We start from the raw sequence: 18,862 nt of genomic DNA, 5'->3' as shown, positions 1-18,862 counted from the left end.
CGACAGGCGGGGCAGAGCCCTAATGAGATGGTCAGCCCGGCACGGGCCCCCGGTAAATCTAGACTTACCGGAGGGCCCACTTCCCGCTCAATAAAACCGACCATTACTCTCTTCCCCCCGGGCAAAAAAAACGCCAGACCAGCCTCCCGTGAAAGAGCGCATGATCCAGCGTAAAAATGAACCTCGGCTGCTTCAGCCAGGCCCCATGTTCAACCCCTTCAGACCGGAATCACCACAAAGCTTTCCGGTTTGCAGGTCAACGCCACGTTCGTACCCGGCGGCAGTGCGTGGCTGCCGGGAGTCGGTAGTTGCTGGCATTTGAGATCAAGCGTGCCACCGGCCACCTCCACGCGGTAGATCACCCGATTACCGATAAACGAAGTGTCCTTGACCTTCCCGGCAAACGCACCGTCGGCCAGTGCAGCGCCCAGAGCCGGCTCAAGGCCGATGGTTTCAGGCCGGATCGACACATTCACCGGCCCTGCACCCACGCCGCTTTTAGCCGTATGGGCATAACGCCCAAACGGCAACTCGACCACGCCACCGAGCCCATACGTGCCGTTGACGATATTGGTATCGCCGAAAAACCTGGCGGCAAACAACGTGCGCGGCGACCAATACATCTCCTGCGGCCCGCCGATCTGCTCGATGCCACCCTTGTTCAGCAGTACCACACGGTCCGACAAGATCATCGCTTCGTCCTGGTCGTGAGTCACATACACAAACGTGGTGGAAGTCTCTTCGTGGATGCGCTTGATCTCGTTAAGCATGTGATGGCGAATCTTCAGGTCCAGGGCCGCCAGCGGCTCGTCCAGCAGCAACACCGCCGGGCGATTCACCAGTGCGCGGGCCAGGGCCACACGTTGCGCCTGCCCGCCACTGAGCTCGGAGATCCAACGGCTCTTGAAGCTTTCCAGTTGCACCAGTTCCAGCGCCTTGTTCACTTCACGCTTGATCTCATCCTTGGGCTTCTTCTTCAAACGCAACCCGAAGGCAACGTTGTCGAACACGTCCAGGTGCGGGAACAGCGCGTACTTCTGGAACACCATATTCACCGGGCGGTGTTCAGGCGCCAGGGCGGTGGAGTCCTTGCCGTCGATCACCACTTTGCCGGTGGTGGGCTCTTCGAAGCCGGCAATGATCCGCATCAGGGTGGTCTTGCCGCAGCCACTGGGGCCGAGCAGGGTCAGGATCTCGTTGCGTTTTACCGTGAGGTCGACTTTGCCCAGGGCAGTGAGGTTGCCGTAGCTCTTGGAAATCCCGGTCAGTTCAATACTGTTGGTCATGGTGATTACTCTGCAGTTTCAGCACGTTCAAGTTCGAGGCGGCGACGACGCAAGGTCATGACCAGGCCGGCAATGGCGATGATGGCGATGGTCACCACCAGCATGAATACCGAGGCGGCATTGATGGTGGGGCTGACGGCGCGGCGCATCATCGAAAGAATCATGAGGGGCAGCGTGGTGTCGCTGCCGGTGACGAACACGGTGATCAGGAATTCATCCATCGACAGCGCCACCGCGAGGATCGCGGCGCCGGCGATGGTTGGCCCGATGATCGGCAGCGTCACCAGCCAAAACGCTTTGAGGGGCGAGGCGCCGAGGTCGCGGGCGGCCTCCTCGAACGACAGGTCGAAATACTCCAGCCGTGAGCGCACCGACTCCACGAAGAACGGAAAGGTGAACAGGGTGTGGCCGATGATCACCGTCAGCAGCGAACGGGGCAGGCCGACCAGTGAGAAGAAAATCACCAGTGCAATCCCCAAAAACAAACCGGGCAAGGCGATGGGGGCAAAGTTCATGAACGCGAACACCGCTTTTACCCGGCCTTTCATGCGCATCAGCGCCAGGGCCGAGAACGTGCCCAGCAGCGTGGTGAGAATCGCCGAACCGGCGGCGACGATCGCACTATTGGTCAGGGCTGTCATGAAGTCCGAACTGCTGAACAGCGCCTCGTACCAGCGCGTGGAAAAACCCTCGAACGGGAACGACAGCGAGGCGGACGAGTGAAAGCTGAACAGCGCGATAATCGCGATGGGCGCGTAGAGGAACAACATGTAGACGTAAGTGAATAACCGGATCATGGCGAGTTACCTTTTTTATGAGCGGCAGTCAGTCGTGGTAACGCTTGCCGGGTGCCAGGTTGGCTGCGCGCAACACCCCCAGCAGCAACGCGTACACCAGCATGAACACGATCAACAGCAGATAAGCCATCGCCGCACCGAGTGGCCAGTTACCTACCGAGCGGAACTGGTTGGCGATCACCAGCCCGGTGGTCATCGCATCCCGGCCGCCCAGCAGTTGCGGGGTGACGTAGTCGCTGGCGGCCAGCACGAAGGTGAACATGAAGGAGCTGACGATGCTTTTGTGGGCCATCGGCATGATCACCCGCCACAGAATGGTGACACCGCCGGCGCCCAGGTCGGCAGCGGCCTCCAGGTAGTCCTTCTTGATGTCCCGCAGGCCCGACACCAGCAGCAACAGGGTGAAGGGCAGCATGATGTGCACCAGGGTCAGCACCACGGCGAACTTGCTGAACACCAGCCACTCCAGCGGCTGGTCGATCAGGCCGAAGTGCAGCAGGGTGGAGTTGATCACGCCGTTGGTGCCCAGGATCGAGCGCCATGCGTAGACCCGTACCAGGTAACTGGAAAACCACGACACCAACGCCAGGTACAACACGGCGTTGGAGCGTGTGCGGTACACGATGTAATAGGCCACCGGCGCACTGATCACGGTGGAGAGCAGGGCGGTCCAGAAGCCGTTTTGCAGGGCGATCCACAGCGAGTCATAAAACCCGCTGGCGCTCAGGGCCTTGGCATAGTTGGCCAGGGTGGCGGCGGGCTCCATGCTGAAGGTCTTGGCGGTCCAGAAACTGGCAATCAGCAACAGTGCCGACGGAACCAGAAAGAACACCACCAGAAACAGCAACGGCGGCGACGCCAGCCAATACCCGCTGAGGGTTCTCTTATCCATCTTCACGTGTTTACCGACCCTTGAATCGCCGTCGTCCAGGGGCATGGACTCGGTGTTGTTGACTACGGTCATGATGAGGTTGCCTTTGCGTTTTTATTCGAGAGTCAGGGCGCGTTGACCCGTGGGGCGCGTGTTGATGAACACCCACCCCACGGTTGCCAGCGCCGGCGTGCCAAGCGCTCTAGAACGAGCCTTTGAAGTTCGCCCACTGATCGATCCATTCCGCATAGGTCACATACTTTTCGGAGCTCAGGGGCGGTTGGCCATAGAGTTTGGATTTCTCGAAGAAGCTGTCGAGGTTCGCGTAGTCAAAGGTGTTTCTCAGGTCCTCCGGCAGCAGCGGCACGGCCTTGGGGTTGACCACGCCGGAGAACATCGTGGTTGCCATCTTGGCCTGGGTATCTGGCTCCAGGGTCTTGTTGATGAACTCCAGGGCCAGGGGAATATCCTTGGCGGTTTTCGGGATGAACAACGCATCGCACCACAGCGCTGCGCCTTCGCTGGGCACCGACAGGGCAGTGGTCACGCCACGCTTGATGGTTTCGCTCGGGGTGTTGGCGGAGGCCGAGAACACCGCGTCCACTTCACCCGATACCAGCAGCGATACCGCGTCACCCGACGAAGCCGCGAACACGCGGCATTGATCACGGTACGGCTTGAGTTTTTCAAAGGCGTCGTTGAATTCGGCGCGGGTCAGGTTGGGGTACTTGTCGCCGTAGCCGGCGATAGTTGCGATCAGCGACCAGTTCGAGGTGCCGTCATCGACAAAGGTCAACTTGCCCTTGAGCTTGGGGTCCAGCAGGTCGGTGTATTGGGTGGGCTTTTTGACGTTCTTGGGGTTGTAGATGATGGTGTTCATCCCCCACAGCAACGGGATGCCCCATTGCTTGCCGTCCCAGTACCAACGGCTGCCCTTGTAGAACAGCGCGAGGGTATTGTCGGCGGAATAGTTGGGGATCTTCGTGGTGTCGATGGCCTTGAGCAGGCCCATTTCCTGATAGATCTTTTCGTAGCCCAAGGCGTACATGGTCAGGTCGAGCTGCACTGGATCGGAGCCTGCCAGCCGGGCGGTGATGTCGTCCTGGTTGCTGGCATAACTGGAGCGCACGGTAACGTTGCGTTGCTTGCGCCAGTCGGCGAGTTCGGCGTCGCCGGTTTCGCCTTCCCAGCCGAGGATTTCCAGGTGCCCGGTGGTGGCGGCAAATGCGCTGGGCACGAACGAGCCGAGGTACAAGCCTGCGGCAGAGGCGGCAGCGCCCAGCAGGAACGAGCGTCGTTTCAAGCTGAGGGAATTGAAGTCAATGCCGGTCAAACCATAACCCGTCTCTATTTCTTTTTTCATTTCGAGTTCCTGCCTGGGTGGTGGGTGCAAATGTTGAGCGACTTGCAAGGCATGGGCCTGGTGTCGATGCCAGGTGCGTCCTTTTGTATGCAGTCAGTTGGATCGGCAGTGTTATGGCCAGCATTGATTCCATGCTGCTGGGGAGGGTGGTAAGGCCTCCACTGTTCCGATTGACTCTTCCTTGGCGGGGCGACGCACGCTTATTCCGGGCTGCAGGGTGTTGCGGGCCTGAAGCGGTGCGCCCAGCGCTTGATAGGCTCGGCTTGTTGTTTTCATGGGTTGAGTATTGAGCGGGGAGGCGGGGGGGCTCAATTTCGCAGGGGGGTTAAAAGCGACGCACTCTGACGCATTGGAGTGACCTAAGCGGCGCACGTGGGGGCCCAGGGGTTTCTGGGGGGGATCCGTAGCAAGAGCACGGCGGCCTGAAAGCCGACCTGCAGGTTAGAAACCAGAGCAGAAGCAGAGCGGCTTTTCTGTAGGAGCTGGCTTGCCTGCGATGCAGACAACTCGGTACATCAGACACACCTGGGCGATGCCATCGCTGGCAAGTCAGCTCCCATATTTGACCGTGCCCGCTTTAGCTTTTGATTTGGCTTCTAACACTCAAGCCGGCCTGCAGGCCGCTGTGCTGTAGTGAGCCCCAATATCTGCGTCAATCTGCGTCTCTTTTACCCAAGGTGCGAAATTGAGCCCACCCCGCACCAGGCGAATACTCCAAGCCTGATCCCGGCCCAGACGCCGCGCATTCGCTGGAGTATCGAGTGAAATTCACAGGTGGCCAAATCATCGCCAAGGCACTCAAGGCCAACAGTGTCGACTACGTAGCCGGGCCCCCGGGCGACGGCGCCCGGGCCCTGGTGGAAGCGCTGCTGACCCCGGGCACCGACATCCCCTTTATCCACGTCATCCAGGCCCACAGCGCCGTGCACCTCGCCGACGGCTACTACCGTGCGTGCGGTCGCCCCATGGCCGTCGTACTCACGGGCCCCCTGGGCATCCCCTCAGCCCTGGGAGCCCTCGCCACCGCGCACCAGGACGCCTGCGCGCTGCTGGTCATCAGCAACGCCCAGCCCGAAACGATAGCCGCCAATGTCATGAAAGATCACGCGACGGTTTCGACTCTACAACAGCTACCCCAAGCCCTGCGCCAAGCCTTCGACACCATGCTGAGCGCCCATCCCGGCCCTGTCAGCCTGTCCATTGACGACGCCCTCCAAGGCGCCTCCACCAACGCCAGCCTGCCACCCGCCACCCTGCGTGCAGAACCCCAACCCACCCCGCGTAAAATCAGCGTACTGCGCGAAGGCCGCGCCTCATCCTCCGTGCTGGAAAACGACGCGATCCTCGTCTTCGGTAGCGGCCCCACCCAGCCCATGGCCCGCAAGATGTTCCCGGTGCATTACCCCGGCAGGCACTTGTGCGCCGGCAACCCCGCCACCCTCGGCTGGGCCGTCCCGGCAGCGATCGGCGCCAAGCTCGCCATGCCCGCCCGCCAGGTGGTCTGTGCCGTGGGCAGCCGGGATTTCCTGCAGTCGATGCAAGAGATGGCTGTGTGCGTGATGCACAGCATTCCGGTGGTGTTCCTGGTCTTCAACAGCAACGGTGACGAAGCCCTGGGCGACGTACAGACGTCGCCCATCGAGCAGCACCGGGCCGGTGAATTCAACCTGCCGGATGGCAAACCCTATGCCCCGGACTTCGCCGGCATCGCCCGAAACTTCGGCCTTGAAGCCTGGCGTGTGGAACACGCGTCACAACTCAACGCGACCCTCGTCAAAGCCCTCAACAGCAAGGGCCCGTCGCTGGTTGAAATGATGACGGCACGCCAGCCCCTGCAGGTCCCTCAGTCCTGACCGCCCCAGACAATGGTGGCGTTGTCGCCGGTCATGTATTCACGTACGTCCAGCGGGATCGACTGGTCGCTGGGCAACAGCACCGTTGCATTGCGCAAGTGATGCTTGCGGATCTTGCCCTTGTCCACCAGTCCCAGCGCCATGCGCGTGGAGAAGGGCTGGCGGAACGAGGACGACGCCACACCCGTCACCAACCCATAGAGAAAACGGATCGGCCGACGATGCTGCGGCGTCAGGATCGAGAACGTCATTTCGTTACGTTGCTTGCCTTCGAAATCCACCATGAACAGGCGATCGCCCAGCAGCAGGCAGAACCCGTGGTAGGTGAATGAATACCCGATCTTGCCGCTGCCATCGCGCAGCGGAAAGCGCTCGACGGTGACGTACTGCACCATCGAGTCGGCGCGGTACAGGCAGGTGACCGAACGCAGGATCCGGCCCTTGTAGATCGATGAATTGTGGTAGCGGTAATACACCCCCAGATAGTCTTCGAGCACGTCAGCCGACTGCTTGGCCAGCGGCAGGAAATGATTGAACTGCTCCGAAGCCCGCAAGCCGGTCGGCAGTTCGTTTTCATAGCCTTCATAGAACTTCTTGAACTCGGCGGGCGGGCGGAAGAGGTCTTCGGCTTCCATCATGAAATAGCGGCCGATCTTTTGCAGAATCTTCTGCGACGGCACGTGCTGGCCCACCAGGTACTTGTTGAACTGCTGGCGGTTCACATCAACTTTGCGGCACATGTCGGCCACCGACCGGCAGGACTCCACCAGCGTGCTCAGGTTCTTTTGCACATTGGCCTGCAAGTCGCTGCGCGCCTGCTGTCGCTCGGGGTGGGAGGTGGCGGCGGCTAATGACAGGGGCGATGAGTCCGGGCGGCTGGGCATTATTATCTCGATGTACTTGGCTGGGTTAAGGCGCCAGTTATTAAAGTTATAGCGCGGTTATCGAATAACCTTGGGCATAAGCGTAATAACCGTTTAAGCGTTTGAAACTTCCGATCATTACCAAAGCATCTTTCATGCCGTTTGTTTAAGTTCAAACATGAAGTTTGAGCATAACTGAATGCGTCAGATTGTAAGCGCTTTTGCTGAAGGTTCGGCGCCAGTGCGTTGTGGTTTTCACGGGTCAATCGTGACGGTGGCGGTCCGCCCAGTAACACATTCGATAGCGACGGGTAACACCCCGTGCTGCGCAGGAGTGCTTCAGTCCGCGTCAGGTATCGCCAAGGGTGCGAAATGGTGGAAACACCGGTCACCCCTGATACTCGGGCCAATGCTTTTTGCGGAGGATTGGGCGATGGCAAGGTTGACCGGCGACATTCCCGGAAAGAGGCGACTCAAGGTCGGCATGGTCGGCGGCGGGCAGGGCGCTTACTTCGCCAGTTACCACCGCGCAGCGATGCGCCTGTGTAATCGCTTCGATATCGTCGCCGGCGCATTCTCTGCCGACGCGGATAAATGCCGCGAGGCGGGCGCAGCGCTCACTATTGAACCCGAACGTATCTACTTGTCGTTCGAGGACATGGCGGCCGCCGAGTCTCGCCGCCCCGACCCGATCGAGGCGGTGGTTATCGTGACGCCCAACCACTTGCACTTCGAACCGTGCCGGTTGTTCCTGGAGGCGGGCATCCCGGTGATCTGCGACAAGCCCCTGGTCAACCACCCTGACGAAGCCCGTGAGTTGGCGAGCCTTGCCGAGCGCCATGGGACATTTTTTGCGCTGACCTACACCTACCAGGGCTACCCGATGGTCAGGGACGCCCGCAGTCGCATCCAGGCCGGCGAGCTGGGTGAGCTGCGCTTCCTGTACGTCGAATACCTGCTGGAGTGGCTAGCCCCCGGCGTGTCCGGCTTGAGCAATAGCCTGGCGTGGCGCGGTGACCCGCAAAAGGCCGGCCCCACCGGCGCGCTGGGAGACGTCGGCACCCACGCCTTCAACCTGTTGGAGTTTCTGTCCGGGCAGCGCTGCACCCAGCTCAACGCCAAGTTGACCAGCGTGGTGCCGGGTTGGGGCCTGGACGATACCTGCGTGGTGCAACTGGAATTCGACGGCGGCGTGGATGGATTGTTGTGGGCCAGTTTCGCCGCGCCCGGGCATCGCAACGGCTTGCGCTTCAAGGTCGTCGGCAGCCTGGCTTCGCTCGAATGGTGCCAGGAGTCACCGGAAACCCTGTTGTTCACGCCCACTGACGGTGCAGACCGCATCTATCGGCGAGGCCAGTCCGACAACAGGCCGCAGACGCTGACGTTCACCAGCTTGCCGGCGGGCAATACCGAAGGTTATCTGGAAGCGCTGGCCGTGCTGTACGCCGACTTCGCCGAGGCCCTGGATGCCGGGGCGCAATGGCGCACAGCGACCAGCGTCCCGTTGCCGGATATTCACGAAGGCGTGCGCGGGGTGTTGTTGTCCCAGGCCAGCCTCGAATCCCACCAGCAGCGGGCCTGGGTGCCTTTCCCGCGGTAATTGATTTCATGCGTGGCATCGCTGCGCATCCAACGACTCACCCAAACGCTGTTGAGGAAAAACAATGTCAAGCGAACTGCATCGCGCCGCGTATTCGGTACTGCTTCCCGCATTCGGGGATTTGCACCTGGACGACAATGTGCGCCGTTACCTGAGCCGTGGTGGTGTGTCCCTGTTGCTTGGGGAAACCCGGGATGAATACGTGGGCCGAGGCATGAGCCCGGCGCGCAAGGCGGGCGAGTCCAAAGCCGATTTCATCAGTATCGTCAAGGAAGCCACGGCGCTGGCGGGCTCTGCGGTGCTGATCGCGGTAGACCAGGAACTCGGCGGAATCGAACGCCTGCACCAACTGGTCCCGGCGGTCGCTACCCGGGCGCAGCTCCAGGACCTCGGCGCCGAGGACCTCGAGCAACGTTGCTTCGAGATGGCCGCCGCGGCCCGCGGGTTGGGTGTGAATCTGTTCCTGGCGCCCATCGTGGACGTGGTCACCGGCGTCAATCCATGGCTGCACAACCGGCACCTGGGCGCGGATCCAGTGGAAGTCAGCCGAGTGTCCTGCGCGTTTATCCGCGGGGTGCAGCGCGCGGGTGTGATCGCCACTGCCAAGCACTTTCCCGGGCACTACGTCACCGAGCACGATCCGGCCATTGCCGAAGCCACCGTGCCGGGGCCGCTGGAATTGCTGCATGACAATCTTGAAGTATTCAAGCAGGTCATCGCCACCGGCGTAAAAGCCGTCATGCCTGGCCCGGCGGTATTTCCTGCGATTGATGCGCAGCAGTCGGCGTCCACCTCGTCGAAGGTCATCGGCGTACTGCGTGACACCCTCGGCTTCGAAGGCCTGATCATTTCCGATGACCTAGACGCCGTGTCGATCCTGCGCGGCAACACCATCCCCGATACCGCCGTAGCCTCCCTGGTGGCCGGTGCGCACCTGTTGCTGGTGTCCAGCGAGTCAGGTCTGGACAGCATCGCCGAGGCGATTGTCGCCGCCGTCCACGAAGGCACCCTGGACCGCCAGGTTCTGTTGGACGCCGCTGCCAAGGTTCGTCAACTGGCAATCGCCACCCAGGAAACCAGCCATGAGCGCGAATGACCGCAAGGCCTACGGCGTACTGTTCCCGGTATTGCTGGACGTGCAGATGACGGATGACGTGCGTCGGTTCCTCGGCAATGGCGGGCGCAGCCTGTTGTTTGGCGAGACGGGAGAGGAATACGTCAGCGGAAAAATGAGCGCCAGCCGCCTGCAAACCGAAACCCTGGACATCTGGCAGCGTTTTACCGGCACGGCCACCGAACTGGGTGGGCCGCTGCTGCTGGCAGCCGATGCCGACATCTCCGCCGTGCACCGCTTGCAAGGGGTGACCCCGGCGCTGCCGGAGCCCGATGTGGCCCGGGCGATGGATTGTGCGGCGCTGGAGCAGGCGTGCTTCAAGGTCGCCACCGCCGCGCGGGCGACCGGGGTCAACCTGCTGCTGTCGCCGACGGCGGATGTGGTCGGCGGCCGTAATGTGTGGCTGGCGGGGCGCACGCTGTCGGGCGATGTCCACCAGACGGCGGCGATGGTCGGGGCGTATGTGCGCGGCGTGCGGCGGGCCGGGATGGCCAGCACCCTGAAGCACTTCCCCGGGCACCCGGTGCTGTTTCAGCAGCCGTCGACTGAAACGGCGGTGGTCAGCGAGTCCATGCAGCAACTGCGGGCCTTCTGGCCCGGGTTTCAGGCCGGGATCGACGCTGGCGCCGATGCGGTGATGATGGGCCCGGCGATATTCGCCGCATGCACACCGCCCACGGCAGCCTCGGTGTCGCCTGAATTGATCGGCGTGTTGCGCCAGGAGTTGGGCTTCAAGGGGCTGGTGATGACCATCGACCTCGATCACCGCTCAACCATCGGCCAGATGTCCCTCGGCGAGGTCGCAGTGGCCGCGCTGAATGCCGGGGCCGACTTATTACTGATTTCCGCAAAGGCTATGCCCCACGTGCCGCAGATCGTTCGGGCGATTGTCGCCGCCGTCGCCGAGGGCCTCTTGCCCCAAGCACGGCTGGACGCCGCGGCGTTGGCCGTTGGTGCCTTGGCTGATCGCTACTCAACCGTAGGAGCGCCATATGGCAACCCAAAATAACGTCCTCGCCCTGCATTCCACCGTTGCGAAACACTCGACCCTGGCGATGGATATCGACATCGCCCGGACGCTGGGTTTTGACGCGCTGGAGATCAACAGCGGCAAGCTGGAGGCGTATCTGCAGGCCGGCTATTGCGAGTCAGAGCTTCAAGCACTGCTCAACGACGTGCCTGTCACCGGCATCGGCTACCTGCGGGATATCGAACGCCAGGGCGCCGAGCGCGAGGACCTGTTCAAGGAAGCCCGGCGGCTATTTGAGCTGGCCAATCTGGTGGGCGCCAAAGGCGTGCAAGTCCTCACCGGTCCGATCAATGTACAGGCGGTGATTGATTTTCAGGCGACCGGCAAGAGCCTGCATTACTCAGGCTTGCTGGGCCTGGATCAAGCCGAACAGTACGCCCGCACGGCAAGCAACCTGGCGGAGTTGGCCGATGTGGCCAGGCAATACGGTCTGCTGCTCTACCTCGAAGCCTTGTCCTGGACGCCACTCAACACCCTGGATCACCAACTGCAGCTGATTGAACGCACCGGGCGCAGCAACGTGAAGATGGTGATCGACTATTGGCATTGCTTTACCAGCGGCGTGACCCCTGCGGACGTCGCCCGGCTCGACAAGGACGTGATCTACGGCGTGCATGTCTGCGACTCACTGGCCTTCGAAGGCGGTATCCCGAATGAGGAAGTGCTGCGCGATGTGCCCACCGGCAGCGGCGTGCTCGACCTGGTCGAGTGGACCGCCGCCGTAAAGGCCACCGGTTACGCCGGGTGGTGGAGTTGTGAGCTGTTCTGCAAAAAACAGCAGCAGCAAAACAGCTACGCCGTCGCCCAACAATTGAAGACGCTGTTAACCGGCCTGGTCGGTTGATAACGCGCGTTTCGACACTGGCTGAATACTAAAAAGATCTGAGGTTGTCATGGTGGATTTCATCGTAATCGGGGGCGGCTCCACGGGCTGCACAGTCGCATCGCGCCTGAGTGAGGATGCGGGAGCGTCGGTGGTGCTGTTCGAGGAAGGCCCGCGGGATCGCAGCCCTTACATCCATATTCCCGGCGCCTACTACAAGACCGCCCAGGGCCCGCTGCTCAAGCGTTATGCGTGGGAGCCGACCGAGGACCAGCACCGCAGCGAAACGCCGACCATGGTCCAGGCCAGCGTACTCGGGGGCGGCAGCTCGGTGAATGCGATGATTTATATCCGTGGCGTACCCGCCGACTACGACGGTTGGGCCGAACAGGGCGCCGCCGGGTGGTCGTATAAAGACGTGTTGCCGTACTTCAAAAAGGCCGAGGACAACGAGCGGTTCTGCAACGAGGTGCACGGTGTCGGCGGGCCGTTGGGGGTGTCGGACCCGATCAATATCCACCCCTTGACCAAAGTCTGGCTGCGGGCCTGCCAGCAGTTTGGATTGCCCTATAACGAAGACTTCAACTCGGGCCAGCCCGAGGGCTGCGGGCTGTACCAGATCACCGCCAAAAACGGCTTTCGCAGCAGTGCCGCCGTGGCCTACCTGGCGCCGGCCAAGTCGCGCAAGAACCTGACGGTGAAGACCGGCTGCCGGGTGCTGCGTATCCTGATGCAGGGCAACAAGGCCGTCGGCATCGAATACCTGGAGAAGGGCGTGCGCCAGGTGATGCACGCCGACAAGGAAATCATCCTGTCCTGCGGCGCCATCAACTCACCCCGGTTGCTGATGTTGTCGGGGATCGGGCCCGCTGAGCAACTGGAAAAACACGGGATCAAAGTGGTTCAGGATTTGCCCGGTGTGGGGCAGAACCTGCAGGACCATATCGAAATTTCACTGGTGTATGAGCTGACCGGCCCCCACAGCTACGACAAGTACAAAAAACCGTGGTGGAAGCTTATGGCGGGGTTGCAGTACGCGTTGTTCCGGCAAGGCCCGGCGGCGTCCAACCTGATTGAAGGCGGGGCGTTCTGGTGGGGCGACAAGACGGCGGTGCACCCGGATATCCAGTATTTCATGGTGGTGGGCGCGGGCATCGAGGAGGGCGTGGATTCGGTGCCCGGCGGCAATGGCTGCACGTTGAACCTGGGGCAGATACGGCCAAGGTCCAGGGGCTATGTGGAGCTTTACTCCGCCGACCCGATGTCCCCGCCGCGCATCGTGCCCAACTACTTTTCCGATCCGTACGACATTGAAAGCCTGGTGGACGGTTGCCTGGTGGGCGAACAGATCATGGCCCAGGCGGCTTTCAAACCCTACGTGGCTCGTCGGCATGTACCGGAACCCACCGTGCGCTCGCGCGAAGCGATGAAGCAGTTCTGTCACGAGGAAGCCCACGCCGCACTGCATCCATCCGGCACCTGTCGCATGGGTGTGGATGAGCGGGCGGTGGTGGGGCCGGACCTCAAGGTGCATGGCATCGAAGGGCTGCGGGTGGCCGATGCGTCGATCATGCCGACCCTGATTTCAGGCAACCCCAACTCGGCGTGCATCATGATCGGCGAAAAAGCTGCCGACATGATCCGGACCGCCCGATAGGGTTGCCCGGGCGGTAACACCAGCCTCTTTTTGGGGCAGGCTCAGGCGCCGATCAACCACAGCGCGAAACAGCTGCCGAGGGCCAGCAGCCCAAGGGCGATGCCAAGCTTTGCCTGCAGTTCAAGGGGCATTGCCCTAGGGTCCGGATGTTTGTCCATGGAATCAACGGACTGTACGCGGCCGTTGATCATCTGAGCGGTTGCAAAGAACAAACTGTGCATGGCATGTGCCTCGTGGGTCGTTTCTGCTCAAGTCGAGGCCGATATCGGCCGCCTGCTGGTCAAGAGCAAGCTCCATGCCATTGCCCCAACCTCAGCGACGCCCCGTCCGCGTACTCACATCCACCCACACCGCCAGCACCAGGATGCTGCCCTTGACGATCATCTGCCAGTAGCTGTCCACGTCGAGCATCGACATGCCGTTGTCCAGGCTGCTGATCACCAGTGCGCCGAGCAGGGCGCCGTACACGGTGCCCGAACCGCCGCGCATTGAAGTACCGCCGATAAAGCACGCCGCGATAGCGTCCAGTTCGCCCATGTTGCCCGCCGAAGGTGAACCGGCCGCCAGGCGCGCGGTGTTGACCAGCCCGGCGAGGGCGCACATCACGCCCATGATCCCGAAGATCCACAGCTTGACCGCCTGCACGTTGATCCCCGACAGGCGCGTGGCTTCCATGTTGCTGCCCACCGAGTAGATGCGCCGGCCAAAGACGGTCTGGCTGGTGACGTAACTGAACACCCCCAGCAGCACCAGCAGAAGCAGCACCGGCACGGGAATGCCGTCGTAGCTGTTGAGGGTGTAGACGAAGCCGGCCAGCACGAAACCGATCAACACCACGCGCACGCTGTCGCGCAGCATCGACGGCAGCGCCAAGCCGTGCAGGGCGCGGTTGTGGCGTTGGCGCCAGGTCAGGAATATCGCCAGCCCGAACAGCAACACGCCGAGAATCACCCCGACCACTGTCGGCAGGTAACCCTGGCCGATGTACACCAGTTGTGGCGAAACCGGTGCAATCGTGGTGCCGCCGGTAATGCCCAGCAGCACCCCGCGAAACGCGAGCATGCCGCCCAGGCCGACGATGAAGGAGGGGATGCGCAGGTACGCGGTCATGTAGCCGTTGCCCAGGCCAATCAGCAAGCCACAGAGGGCGACGATGGCCAGGTTCAGCGGCAGGGGAATGTGATAAACCACATCCAGGATCGCCGCGACGCCGCCGAGCAAACCGAGCATCGAGCCCACCGACAGGTCGATCTCGCCGCTGATGATCACCAGCACCATGCCGCAGGCCAGGATGCCGGTAATGGACATCTGCCGCAGCAGGTTCGACAGGTTGCGCGGGGTCAGGAAACCGCCTTCGGTCTGCCAGCTGAAAAACACCCAGATCAGCACCACGGCGATCAACAGGGCGAGCATTTTGTAGCGGGTGAAGAGCTGTTTGACCTGGTTCATTTACGCGGACTTCCGATCATTATTATTGTCATGCCCGTTCGGTTGGCTGAGGGCGGCGGCGAGCACCTGTTCCTGGGTCAGGCCCTGGTTGATGAAGTCGCCGCGCAACTGGCCCTCGCCGATCACCAGCACCCGGTCGGAGACCCCCAGCACCTCGGCCAGCTCCGAAGACACCATGATGATCGACACGCCTTCGGCCGCCAGCGCGCCCATCAATTTGTAGATCTCATATTTGGCGCCCACGTCCACGCCACGGGTCGGTTCGTCGAGGATCAGCACCCGGGGTTTGGTCAGGAGCATCTTGGCCAGTACGGCCTTCTGCTGGTTGCCGCCGGAGAGGCTGGTGATCGGCAGGAACGGGTTCGCCGTCTTCAGGTGCATGCGCTTGATTTCCTGCTCGATGCTGCCCAGTTCCGCCTCGGCATCGATGCGCGTCAGGTGCGAGAAACGGTCCAGCACCGCCAGGGTGATGTTTTGCCCAACGCCCAGGTCCGGGACGATGCCCTGGCGCTTGCGGTCTTCCGGGACCATGCACAGCCCGGCGCGAATCGACTTCAGCGGCGTGCGTGTATCAATCGGTTTGCCATCCAGCCACACCTCGCCTTGGTAGCGCCCGGGGTAGCTGCCGAATAGCGCCGACACCAGTTCCGTGCGGCCGGCGCCCACCAGCCCGGCGATGCCGAGGATTTCGCCACGGCGCAGGCTGAACGAGACATTGTCCACCCGCTTGCGGCCCGGGTTGTCGACGTCGTAGCAGGTGACGTTGCGCGCCTCGAACAGCACCTCGCCGACCGCATGGGGTTCGGTGGGGTAGAGGTTGCTCATCTCACGGCCGACCATCTGCGTGATGATGCGCGATACGTCCATCTCGGCCATGGCCGTGGTCGCGATGTGTTTGCCGTCGCGGATCACCGCGATGGTGTCGCAGATGGCCGAGACCTCATCGAGCTTGTGGGAGATGTACACGCAGGCGACGCCCTTGGCCTTGAGCCCACGGATGATGTCCAGCAGCACCTCGATTTCCGAGCGGGTCAGCGCCGAGGAGGGTTCGTCGAGGATCAGCAGGCGCGCCTGCTTGTTCAGGGCCTTGGCGATTTCCACCAGTTGCTGGTAGCCGCCGCCGTATTGCGAAACGGGCAGGGCGACGTTCATGTCCGGCACTTTCAGCTCGCGCATCAGGGCTTCGGCACGGTGCATCATGGCGGGGTAGTTCATGCGCCCGCCGGGCAGTGTCAGCTCGTGGCCCATGAAGATGTTTTCGGCCACCGAGAGGTCGGGTACCAGGGTCAGTTCCTGATGGATGATCACGATGCCGCAGGCTTCGGTTTCGGCGATGGAGTGGGCGCGCAACGGCTGGCCGTCCCAAAGGATTTCGCCGTCCCAGGTACCATGGGGATACACCGCCGACAGCACTTTCATCAGGGTCGATTTGCCGGCGCCGTTCTCACCGCACAACCCTACGCATTCCCCGGGTTTTACCTTGATGTCGATGCCATTCAGGGCTTTGACGCCACCGAAGGTCTTGACGATGTTGTTCATTTCCAGCAGGTAGTCGGACATGGCGGGCACTCATTCCACAGCGATAAGGCAGGAGCGGCCTCAAACCGCCCCTGCAGTGAGCCGTACGCTTACTGCCCGGCGATTTGCGCTTTGGTGTAGAACCCGTCTTCTTCCAGCACGTTGACGTTGTCCTTGGTCAACGCGGTCGGCTTGAGCAGGATGCTCGACACCTGCTTGCTGCCGTTGTCGTACTGCGAGTTGTAGGCCGGTTTCTCGTCACGCACCAGTTGCACCGAGAGCTTGGCCGCCTCGGACGCCAGCAGCTTCAGGGGCTTGTAGACGGTCATGGTCTGGGTGCCGGCGATCACGCGCTTGATCGCGGCGAGGTCGGCATCCTGGCCCGAGACCGGCACCTTGCCCGCGAGTTTTTGTGCCGCCAGGGCCTGGATCGCGCCGCCGGCGGTGGCGTCGTTGGAGGCGACGATGCCGTCGATCTTGTTGCTGTTGGCGGTCAGGGCGTTTTCGACAATGCTCAGGGCTTCGGTGGGGTTCCATTCCTTGACCCATTGCTGGCCGACAATCTTGATGTCGCCCTTGTCGATCGAAGGCTGCAGCACCTTCATCTGGCCCTGGCGCAGGATCTTCGCGTTGTTGTCGGTAGGTGCGCCGCCCAGCAGGAAGTAATTGCCTTTAGGCTGCGCGTTCAACACGCCCTGGGCCTGCATCTCGCCGACCTTTTCGTTATCGAAGGAGATGTAGGCGTCGATATCGGCATTCAAAATCAGCCGGTCGTAGGACAGCACTTTCACCCCGGCTTTCTTGGCCTCGGCCACCACGTTGTTCAGCACCGTGGCATTGAACGGCACGATCACAATCACGTCGACGCCCCGGGAGATCAGGTTTTCGATCTGCGAGATCTGCCGCTGTTCGTTGGCGTCCGCCGACTGCACGTAGACCTTGGCCCCCAGTTGTTCGGCGGCGGCGGTGAAATAATCACGGTCGCGGGCCCAGCGTTCAAGGCGCAGGTCGTCGATGGAAAAGCCGATTTTCGGATGGGCCGCGTCAGCCATGACCGAATTGGAAAGCAGTGCCAGAACGCTGGTGAGCAAGACAGTTTTCAGGTGTTTCATGATGGTGAGTCCCTTTTATTGTTGTTTAGACGCACTGCTGGACCTGGAGCGTAGCGGTCATGGGTAGATAAAGCGATTCACTACGCCTTCGAGCATCTCCTGGCGGCCACTCACGGCTTGTGGGTTCAGATGGTGGCTGAAGGCATGCTCGGCCAGCGACGCCAGGCTGAAGTCGCCGCCAAGCACGGCACGCCCGAAGGATTGGTCCCAGCCGGCATACCGCTGGGCCTTGAACTGTTCGAGGGCGTCGTTCTGCACCATGGCGGCGGCGCGTTCCAGGGACAGCGCCAGCACGTCCATTGCGGCCACGTGGCCATGGAACAGGTCCACTTCGTCGAGGCTTTGGCGGCGTACCTTGGAGTCGAAGTTGTAGCCACCTCCCTTGAAGCCACCGGCCTTGAGTACCTCGTAGGTGACCAGGGTCAGCTCCTCGACGCTGTTGGGGAACTGGTCGGTGTCCCAGCCGTTCTGCGGGTCGCCACGGTTGGCGTCGATGCTGCCGAAAATGCCCAGGGACGCGGCGGTGGCGATCTCATGGTGAAAACTGTGGCCGGCGAGGGTGGCGTGGTTGGCCTCGATGTTGACCTTGATCTCTTTCTCCAGGCCGAACTGATGCAGGAAGCCAAACACGGTGGCGCTGTCGTAGTCGTATTGGTGCTTGGTGGGCTCCTGTGGCTTGGGCTCGATAAACAGCTCGCCGGTGAAGCCGATCTTGTATTTGTGCTCGACCACCATGCGCATGAACCGCCCGAGTTGCTCGCGCTCGCGCTTGAGGTCGGTATTGAGCAGGGTCTCGTAGCCTTCGCGGCCGCCCCACAACACATAGCTGGAGCCCTTGAGACGGTGGGTGGCATTCATCGCGCTGAACACCTGGGCCGCCGCATAGGCAAACACTTCCGGGTTCGGGTTACTGGCGGCGCCGGCGGCAAAGCGCGGGTTGCTGAAGCAGTTGGCAGTGCCCCACAGCAGCCGGATACCGGTCTGTTCCTGATGGCCTTCGAGCTGGTCGACCATCCGCGCAAAGTTGTCGCGGTACTCGGCCAGGCTTGCGCCTTCGGGGGCCACGTCGGTGTCGTGGAAGCTGTAGTAGTCGATGCCCAGCTTGGAGAAAAACTCGAACGCCGCTTCGGCCTTGCCGCGTGCCACTTGCAGGGCTTCCCCCGGTTGCTGCCAGGGCCGCTGGAAGGTGCCGGAGCCAAACATGTCACTGCCGGGCCAGACGAAGTTGTGCCAGTAACACGCGGCCATCCGCAGGTGCTCGCGCATCGGTTTGCCGAGGATCAGCTTGTTTGCATCGTAGTGCCGGAAGGCCAGGGGAGAGTCGCTATCGGGGCCTTCATAGAGGATTTTTTCGACCGCGGGAAAGTAGGGCATCGCCAGATCCTTGTTGTTATGAGTGCTCGTTAACCTTGCCTCGATACTAGCAACGGCCCCCGGCCAACCGATTATGAAAATCACCAGAGCAGGGTTCGATTTTGAGTGGTTTTACGCGCATAGTGGCTCGACATATCGCATGGAGCCGCCCC

At 61.7% G+C, this 18,862-nt stretch carries 16 protein-coding genes; 6 read left to right on the top strand and 10 right to left on the bottom strand.

Annotated elements, in window-relative coordinates; genetic code table 11:
* Nucleotides 1-218: 218 nt before the first annotated feature.
* From HX817_RS07335 to HX817_RS07320, 4 genes are all read right to left on the bottom strand, one after another.
* Entirely contained in the window at nt 219-1,286 is a 1,068-nt protein-coding gene (locus tag HX817_RS07335; protein WP_008430152.1) for an ABC transporter ATP-binding protein, read from the bottom strand.
* Nucleotides 1,287-1,291: 5 nt separating this feature from the next.
* A complete protein-coding gene (locus tag HX817_RS07330) occupies nt 1,292-2,083 on the bottom strand; it encodes an ABC transporter permease (RefSeq protein ID WP_008430153.1) in 792 nt (263 codons plus the stop codon).
* Nucleotides 2,084-2,111: 28 nt separating this feature from the next.
* Nucleotides 2,112-3,047, bottom strand: a complete 936-nt coding sequence (locus HX817_RS07325; protein WP_008430156.1) for an ABC transporter permease — start codon at nt 3,045-3,047, stop codon at nt 2,112-2,114.
* A gap of 109 nt (nt 3,048-3,156) precedes the next feature.
* Complete coding sequence (locus HX817_RS07320; RefSeq protein WP_008430158.1) at nt 3,157-4,317, bottom strand: PotD/PotF family extracellular solute-binding protein; 1,161 nt, start codon at nt 4,315-4,317, stop codon at nt 3,157-3,159.
* 761 nt (nt 4,318-5,078) lie between these two features.
* On the opposite strand from HX817_RS07320, the gene HX817_RS07315 reads away from it, so the two are divergent.
* A complete protein-coding gene (locus HX817_RS07315; protein ID WP_177028801.1) occupies nt 5,079-6,170 on the top strand; it encodes a thiamine pyrophosphate-dependent enzyme in 1,092 nt (363 codons plus the stop codon).
* Here the strand turns inward: HX817_RS07315 and HX817_RS07310 are convergent.
* Nucleotides 6,161-7,027 (bottom strand): helix-turn-helix transcriptional regulator, encoded by an 867-nt coding sequence (locus HX817_RS07310; protein ID WP_032899479.1) that lies wholly within the window; start codon nt 7,025-7,027, stop codon nt 6,161-6,163. The two genes, HX817_RS07315 and HX817_RS07310, sit on opposite strands and share 10 nt — an antisense overlap.
* Before the next feature lie 439 nt (nt 7,028-7,466).
* On the opposite strand from HX817_RS07310, the gene HX817_RS07305 reads away from it, so the two are divergent.
* From HX817_RS07305 to HX817_RS07285, 5 genes are all read left to right on the top strand, one after another.
* Nucleotides 7,467-8,633 carry a Gfo/Idh/MocA family protein gene (locus HX817_RS07305; protein WP_177040046.1) on the top strand — a complete coding sequence of 389 codons (1,167 nt, stop codon included), beginning with the start codon at nt 7,467-7,469 and terminating at the stop codon, nt 8,631-8,633.
* Between the two features lie 64 nt (nt 8,634-8,697).
* Nucleotides 8,698-9,729, top strand: coding sequence for a glycoside hydrolase family 3 N-terminal domain-containing protein (locus HX817_RS07300; protein WP_102369424.1), 1,032 nt, complete (start codon nt 8,698-8,700; stop codon nt 9,727-9,729).
* Nucleotides 9,716-10,756 (top strand): glycoside hydrolase family 3 N-terminal domain-containing protein, encoded by a 1,041-nt coding sequence (locus tag HX817_RS07295; protein WP_008436030.1) that lies wholly within the window; start codon nt 9,716-9,718, stop codon nt 10,754-10,756. Before HX817_RS07300 ends, HX817_RS07295 begins: the two co-directional genes overlap by 14 nt.
* Nucleotides 10,740-11,621 (top strand): sugar phosphate isomerase/epimerase, encoded by an 882-nt coding sequence (locus tag HX817_RS07290; protein ID WP_177021626.1) that lies wholly within the window; start codon nt 10,740-10,742, stop codon nt 11,619-11,621. Before HX817_RS07295 ends, HX817_RS07290 begins: the two co-directional genes overlap by 17 nt.
* A gap of 49 nt (nt 11,622-11,670) precedes the next feature.
* Complete coding sequence (locus HX817_RS07285) at nt 11,671-13,257, top strand: GMC family oxidoreductase (RefSeq protein ID WP_177040045.1); 1,587 nt, start codon at nt 11,671-11,673, stop codon at nt 13,255-13,257.
* Nucleotides 13,258-13,298: 41 nt separating this feature from the next.
* Here HX817_RS07285 and HX817_RS07280 read toward each other — a convergent pair whose 3' ends face one another.
* The 5 genes from HX817_RS07280 to xylA all read right to left on the bottom strand — a co-directional run bounded on the left by HX817_RS07280 (nt 13,299) and on the right by xylA (nt 18,710).
* The gene (locus HX817_RS07280; protein WP_032899468.1) at nt 13,299-13,478 is read right to left on the bottom strand and encodes a hypothetical protein; all 180 of its coding nucleotides are present in this window, start codon (nt 13,476-13,478) and stop codon (nt 13,299-13,301) included.
* A gap of 91 nt (nt 13,479-13,569) precedes the next feature.
* Nucleotides 13,570-14,706, bottom strand: a complete 1,137-nt coding sequence (locus tag HX817_RS07275; RefSeq protein ID WP_003219656.1) for a sugar ABC transporter permease — start codon at nt 14,704-14,706, stop codon at nt 13,570-13,572.
* Nucleotides 14,707-16,266: a D-xylose ABC transporter ATP-binding protein gene (gene xylG, locus HX817_RS07270; protein WP_008436027.1), complete on the bottom strand. Its 1,560-nt coding sequence runs from the start codon at nt 16,264-16,266 to the stop codon at nt 14,707-14,709.
* 68 nt (nt 16,267-16,334) lie between these two features.
* Nucleotides 16,335-17,336, bottom strand: a complete 1,002-nt coding sequence (gene xylF / locus HX817_RS07265) for a D-xylose ABC transporter substrate-binding protein (protein ID WP_003219660.1) — start codon at nt 17,334-17,336, stop codon at nt 16,335-16,337.
* Nucleotides 17,337-17,393: 57 nt separating this feature from the next.
* Nucleotides 17,394-18,710, bottom strand: a complete 1,317-nt coding sequence (xylA, locus tag HX817_RS07260; RefSeq protein WP_102369419.1) for a xylose isomerase — start codon at nt 18,708-18,710, stop codon at nt 17,394-17,396.
* Nucleotides 18,711-18,862 lie beyond the last annotated feature (152 nt).

The organism is Pseudomonas sp. C6002 (assembly GCF_013385805.1).
Lineage (GTDB): Bacteria > Pseudomonadota > Gammaproteobacteria > Pseudomonadales > Pseudomonadaceae > Aquipseudomonas.
This window is presented reverse-complemented; position numbering and strand designations above follow the sequence as displayed.

What these genes read in the sequence shown, in the direction of transcription:
- HX817_RS07300 (WP_102369424.1), top strand. Translation starts at nt 8,698, where the DNA reads ATGTCAAGCGAACTGCATCGCGCCGCGTATTCGGTACTGCTTCCCGCA.
- HX817_RS07335 (WP_008430152.1), bottom strand. Translation starts at nt 1,286, where the DNA reads ATGACCAACAGTATTGAACTGACCGGGATTTCCAAGAGCTACGGCAAC.
- HX817_RS07285 (WP_177040045.1), top strand. Translation starts at nt 11,671, where the DNA reads ATGGTGGATTTCATCGTAATCGGGGGCGGCTCCACGGGCTGCACAGTC.
- HX817_RS07275 (WP_003219656.1), bottom strand. Translation starts at nt 14,706, where the DNA reads ATGAACCAGGTCAAACAGCTCTTCACCCGCTACAAAATGCTCGCCCTG.
- xylG (WP_008436027.1), bottom strand. Translation starts at nt 16,266, where the DNA reads ATGTCCGACTACCTGCTGGAAATGAACAACATCGTCAAGACCTTCGGT.
- HX817_RS07290 (WP_177021626.1), top strand. Translation starts at nt 10,740, where the DNA reads ATGGCAACCCAAAATAACGTCCTCGCCCTGCATTCCACCGTTGCGAAA.
- HX817_RS07325 (WP_008430156.1), bottom strand. Translation starts at nt 3,047, where the DNA reads ATGACCGTAGTCAACAACACCGAGTCCATGCCCCTGGACGACGGCGAT.
- HX817_RS07305 (WP_177040046.1), top strand. Translation starts at nt 7,467, where the DNA reads ATGGCAAGGTTGACCGGCGACATTCCCGGAAAGAGGCGACTCAAGGTC.
- xylA (WP_102369419.1), bottom strand. Translation starts at nt 18,710, where the DNA reads ATGCCCTACTTTCCCGCGGTCGAAAAAATCCTCTATGAAGGCCCCGAT.
- xylF (WP_003219660.1), bottom strand. Translation starts at nt 17,336, where the DNA reads ATGAAACACCTGAAAACTGTCTTGCTCACCAGCGTTCTGGCACTGCTT.
- HX817_RS07320 (WP_008430158.1), bottom strand. Translation starts at nt 4,317, where the DNA reads ATGAAAAAAGAAATAGAGACGGGTTATGGTTTGACCGGCATTGACTTC.
- HX817_RS07280 (WP_032899468.1), bottom strand. Translation starts at nt 13,478, where the DNA reads ATGCACAGTTTGTTCTTTGCAACCGCTCAGATGATCAACGGCCGCGTA.
- HX817_RS07295 (WP_008436030.1), top strand. Translation starts at nt 9,716, where the DNA reads ATGAGCGCGAATGACCGCAAGGCCTACGGCGTACTGTTCCCGGTATTG.
- HX817_RS07330 (WP_008430153.1), bottom strand. Translation starts at nt 2,083, where the DNA reads ATGATCCGGTTATTCACTTACGTCTACATGTTGTTCCTCTACGCGCCC.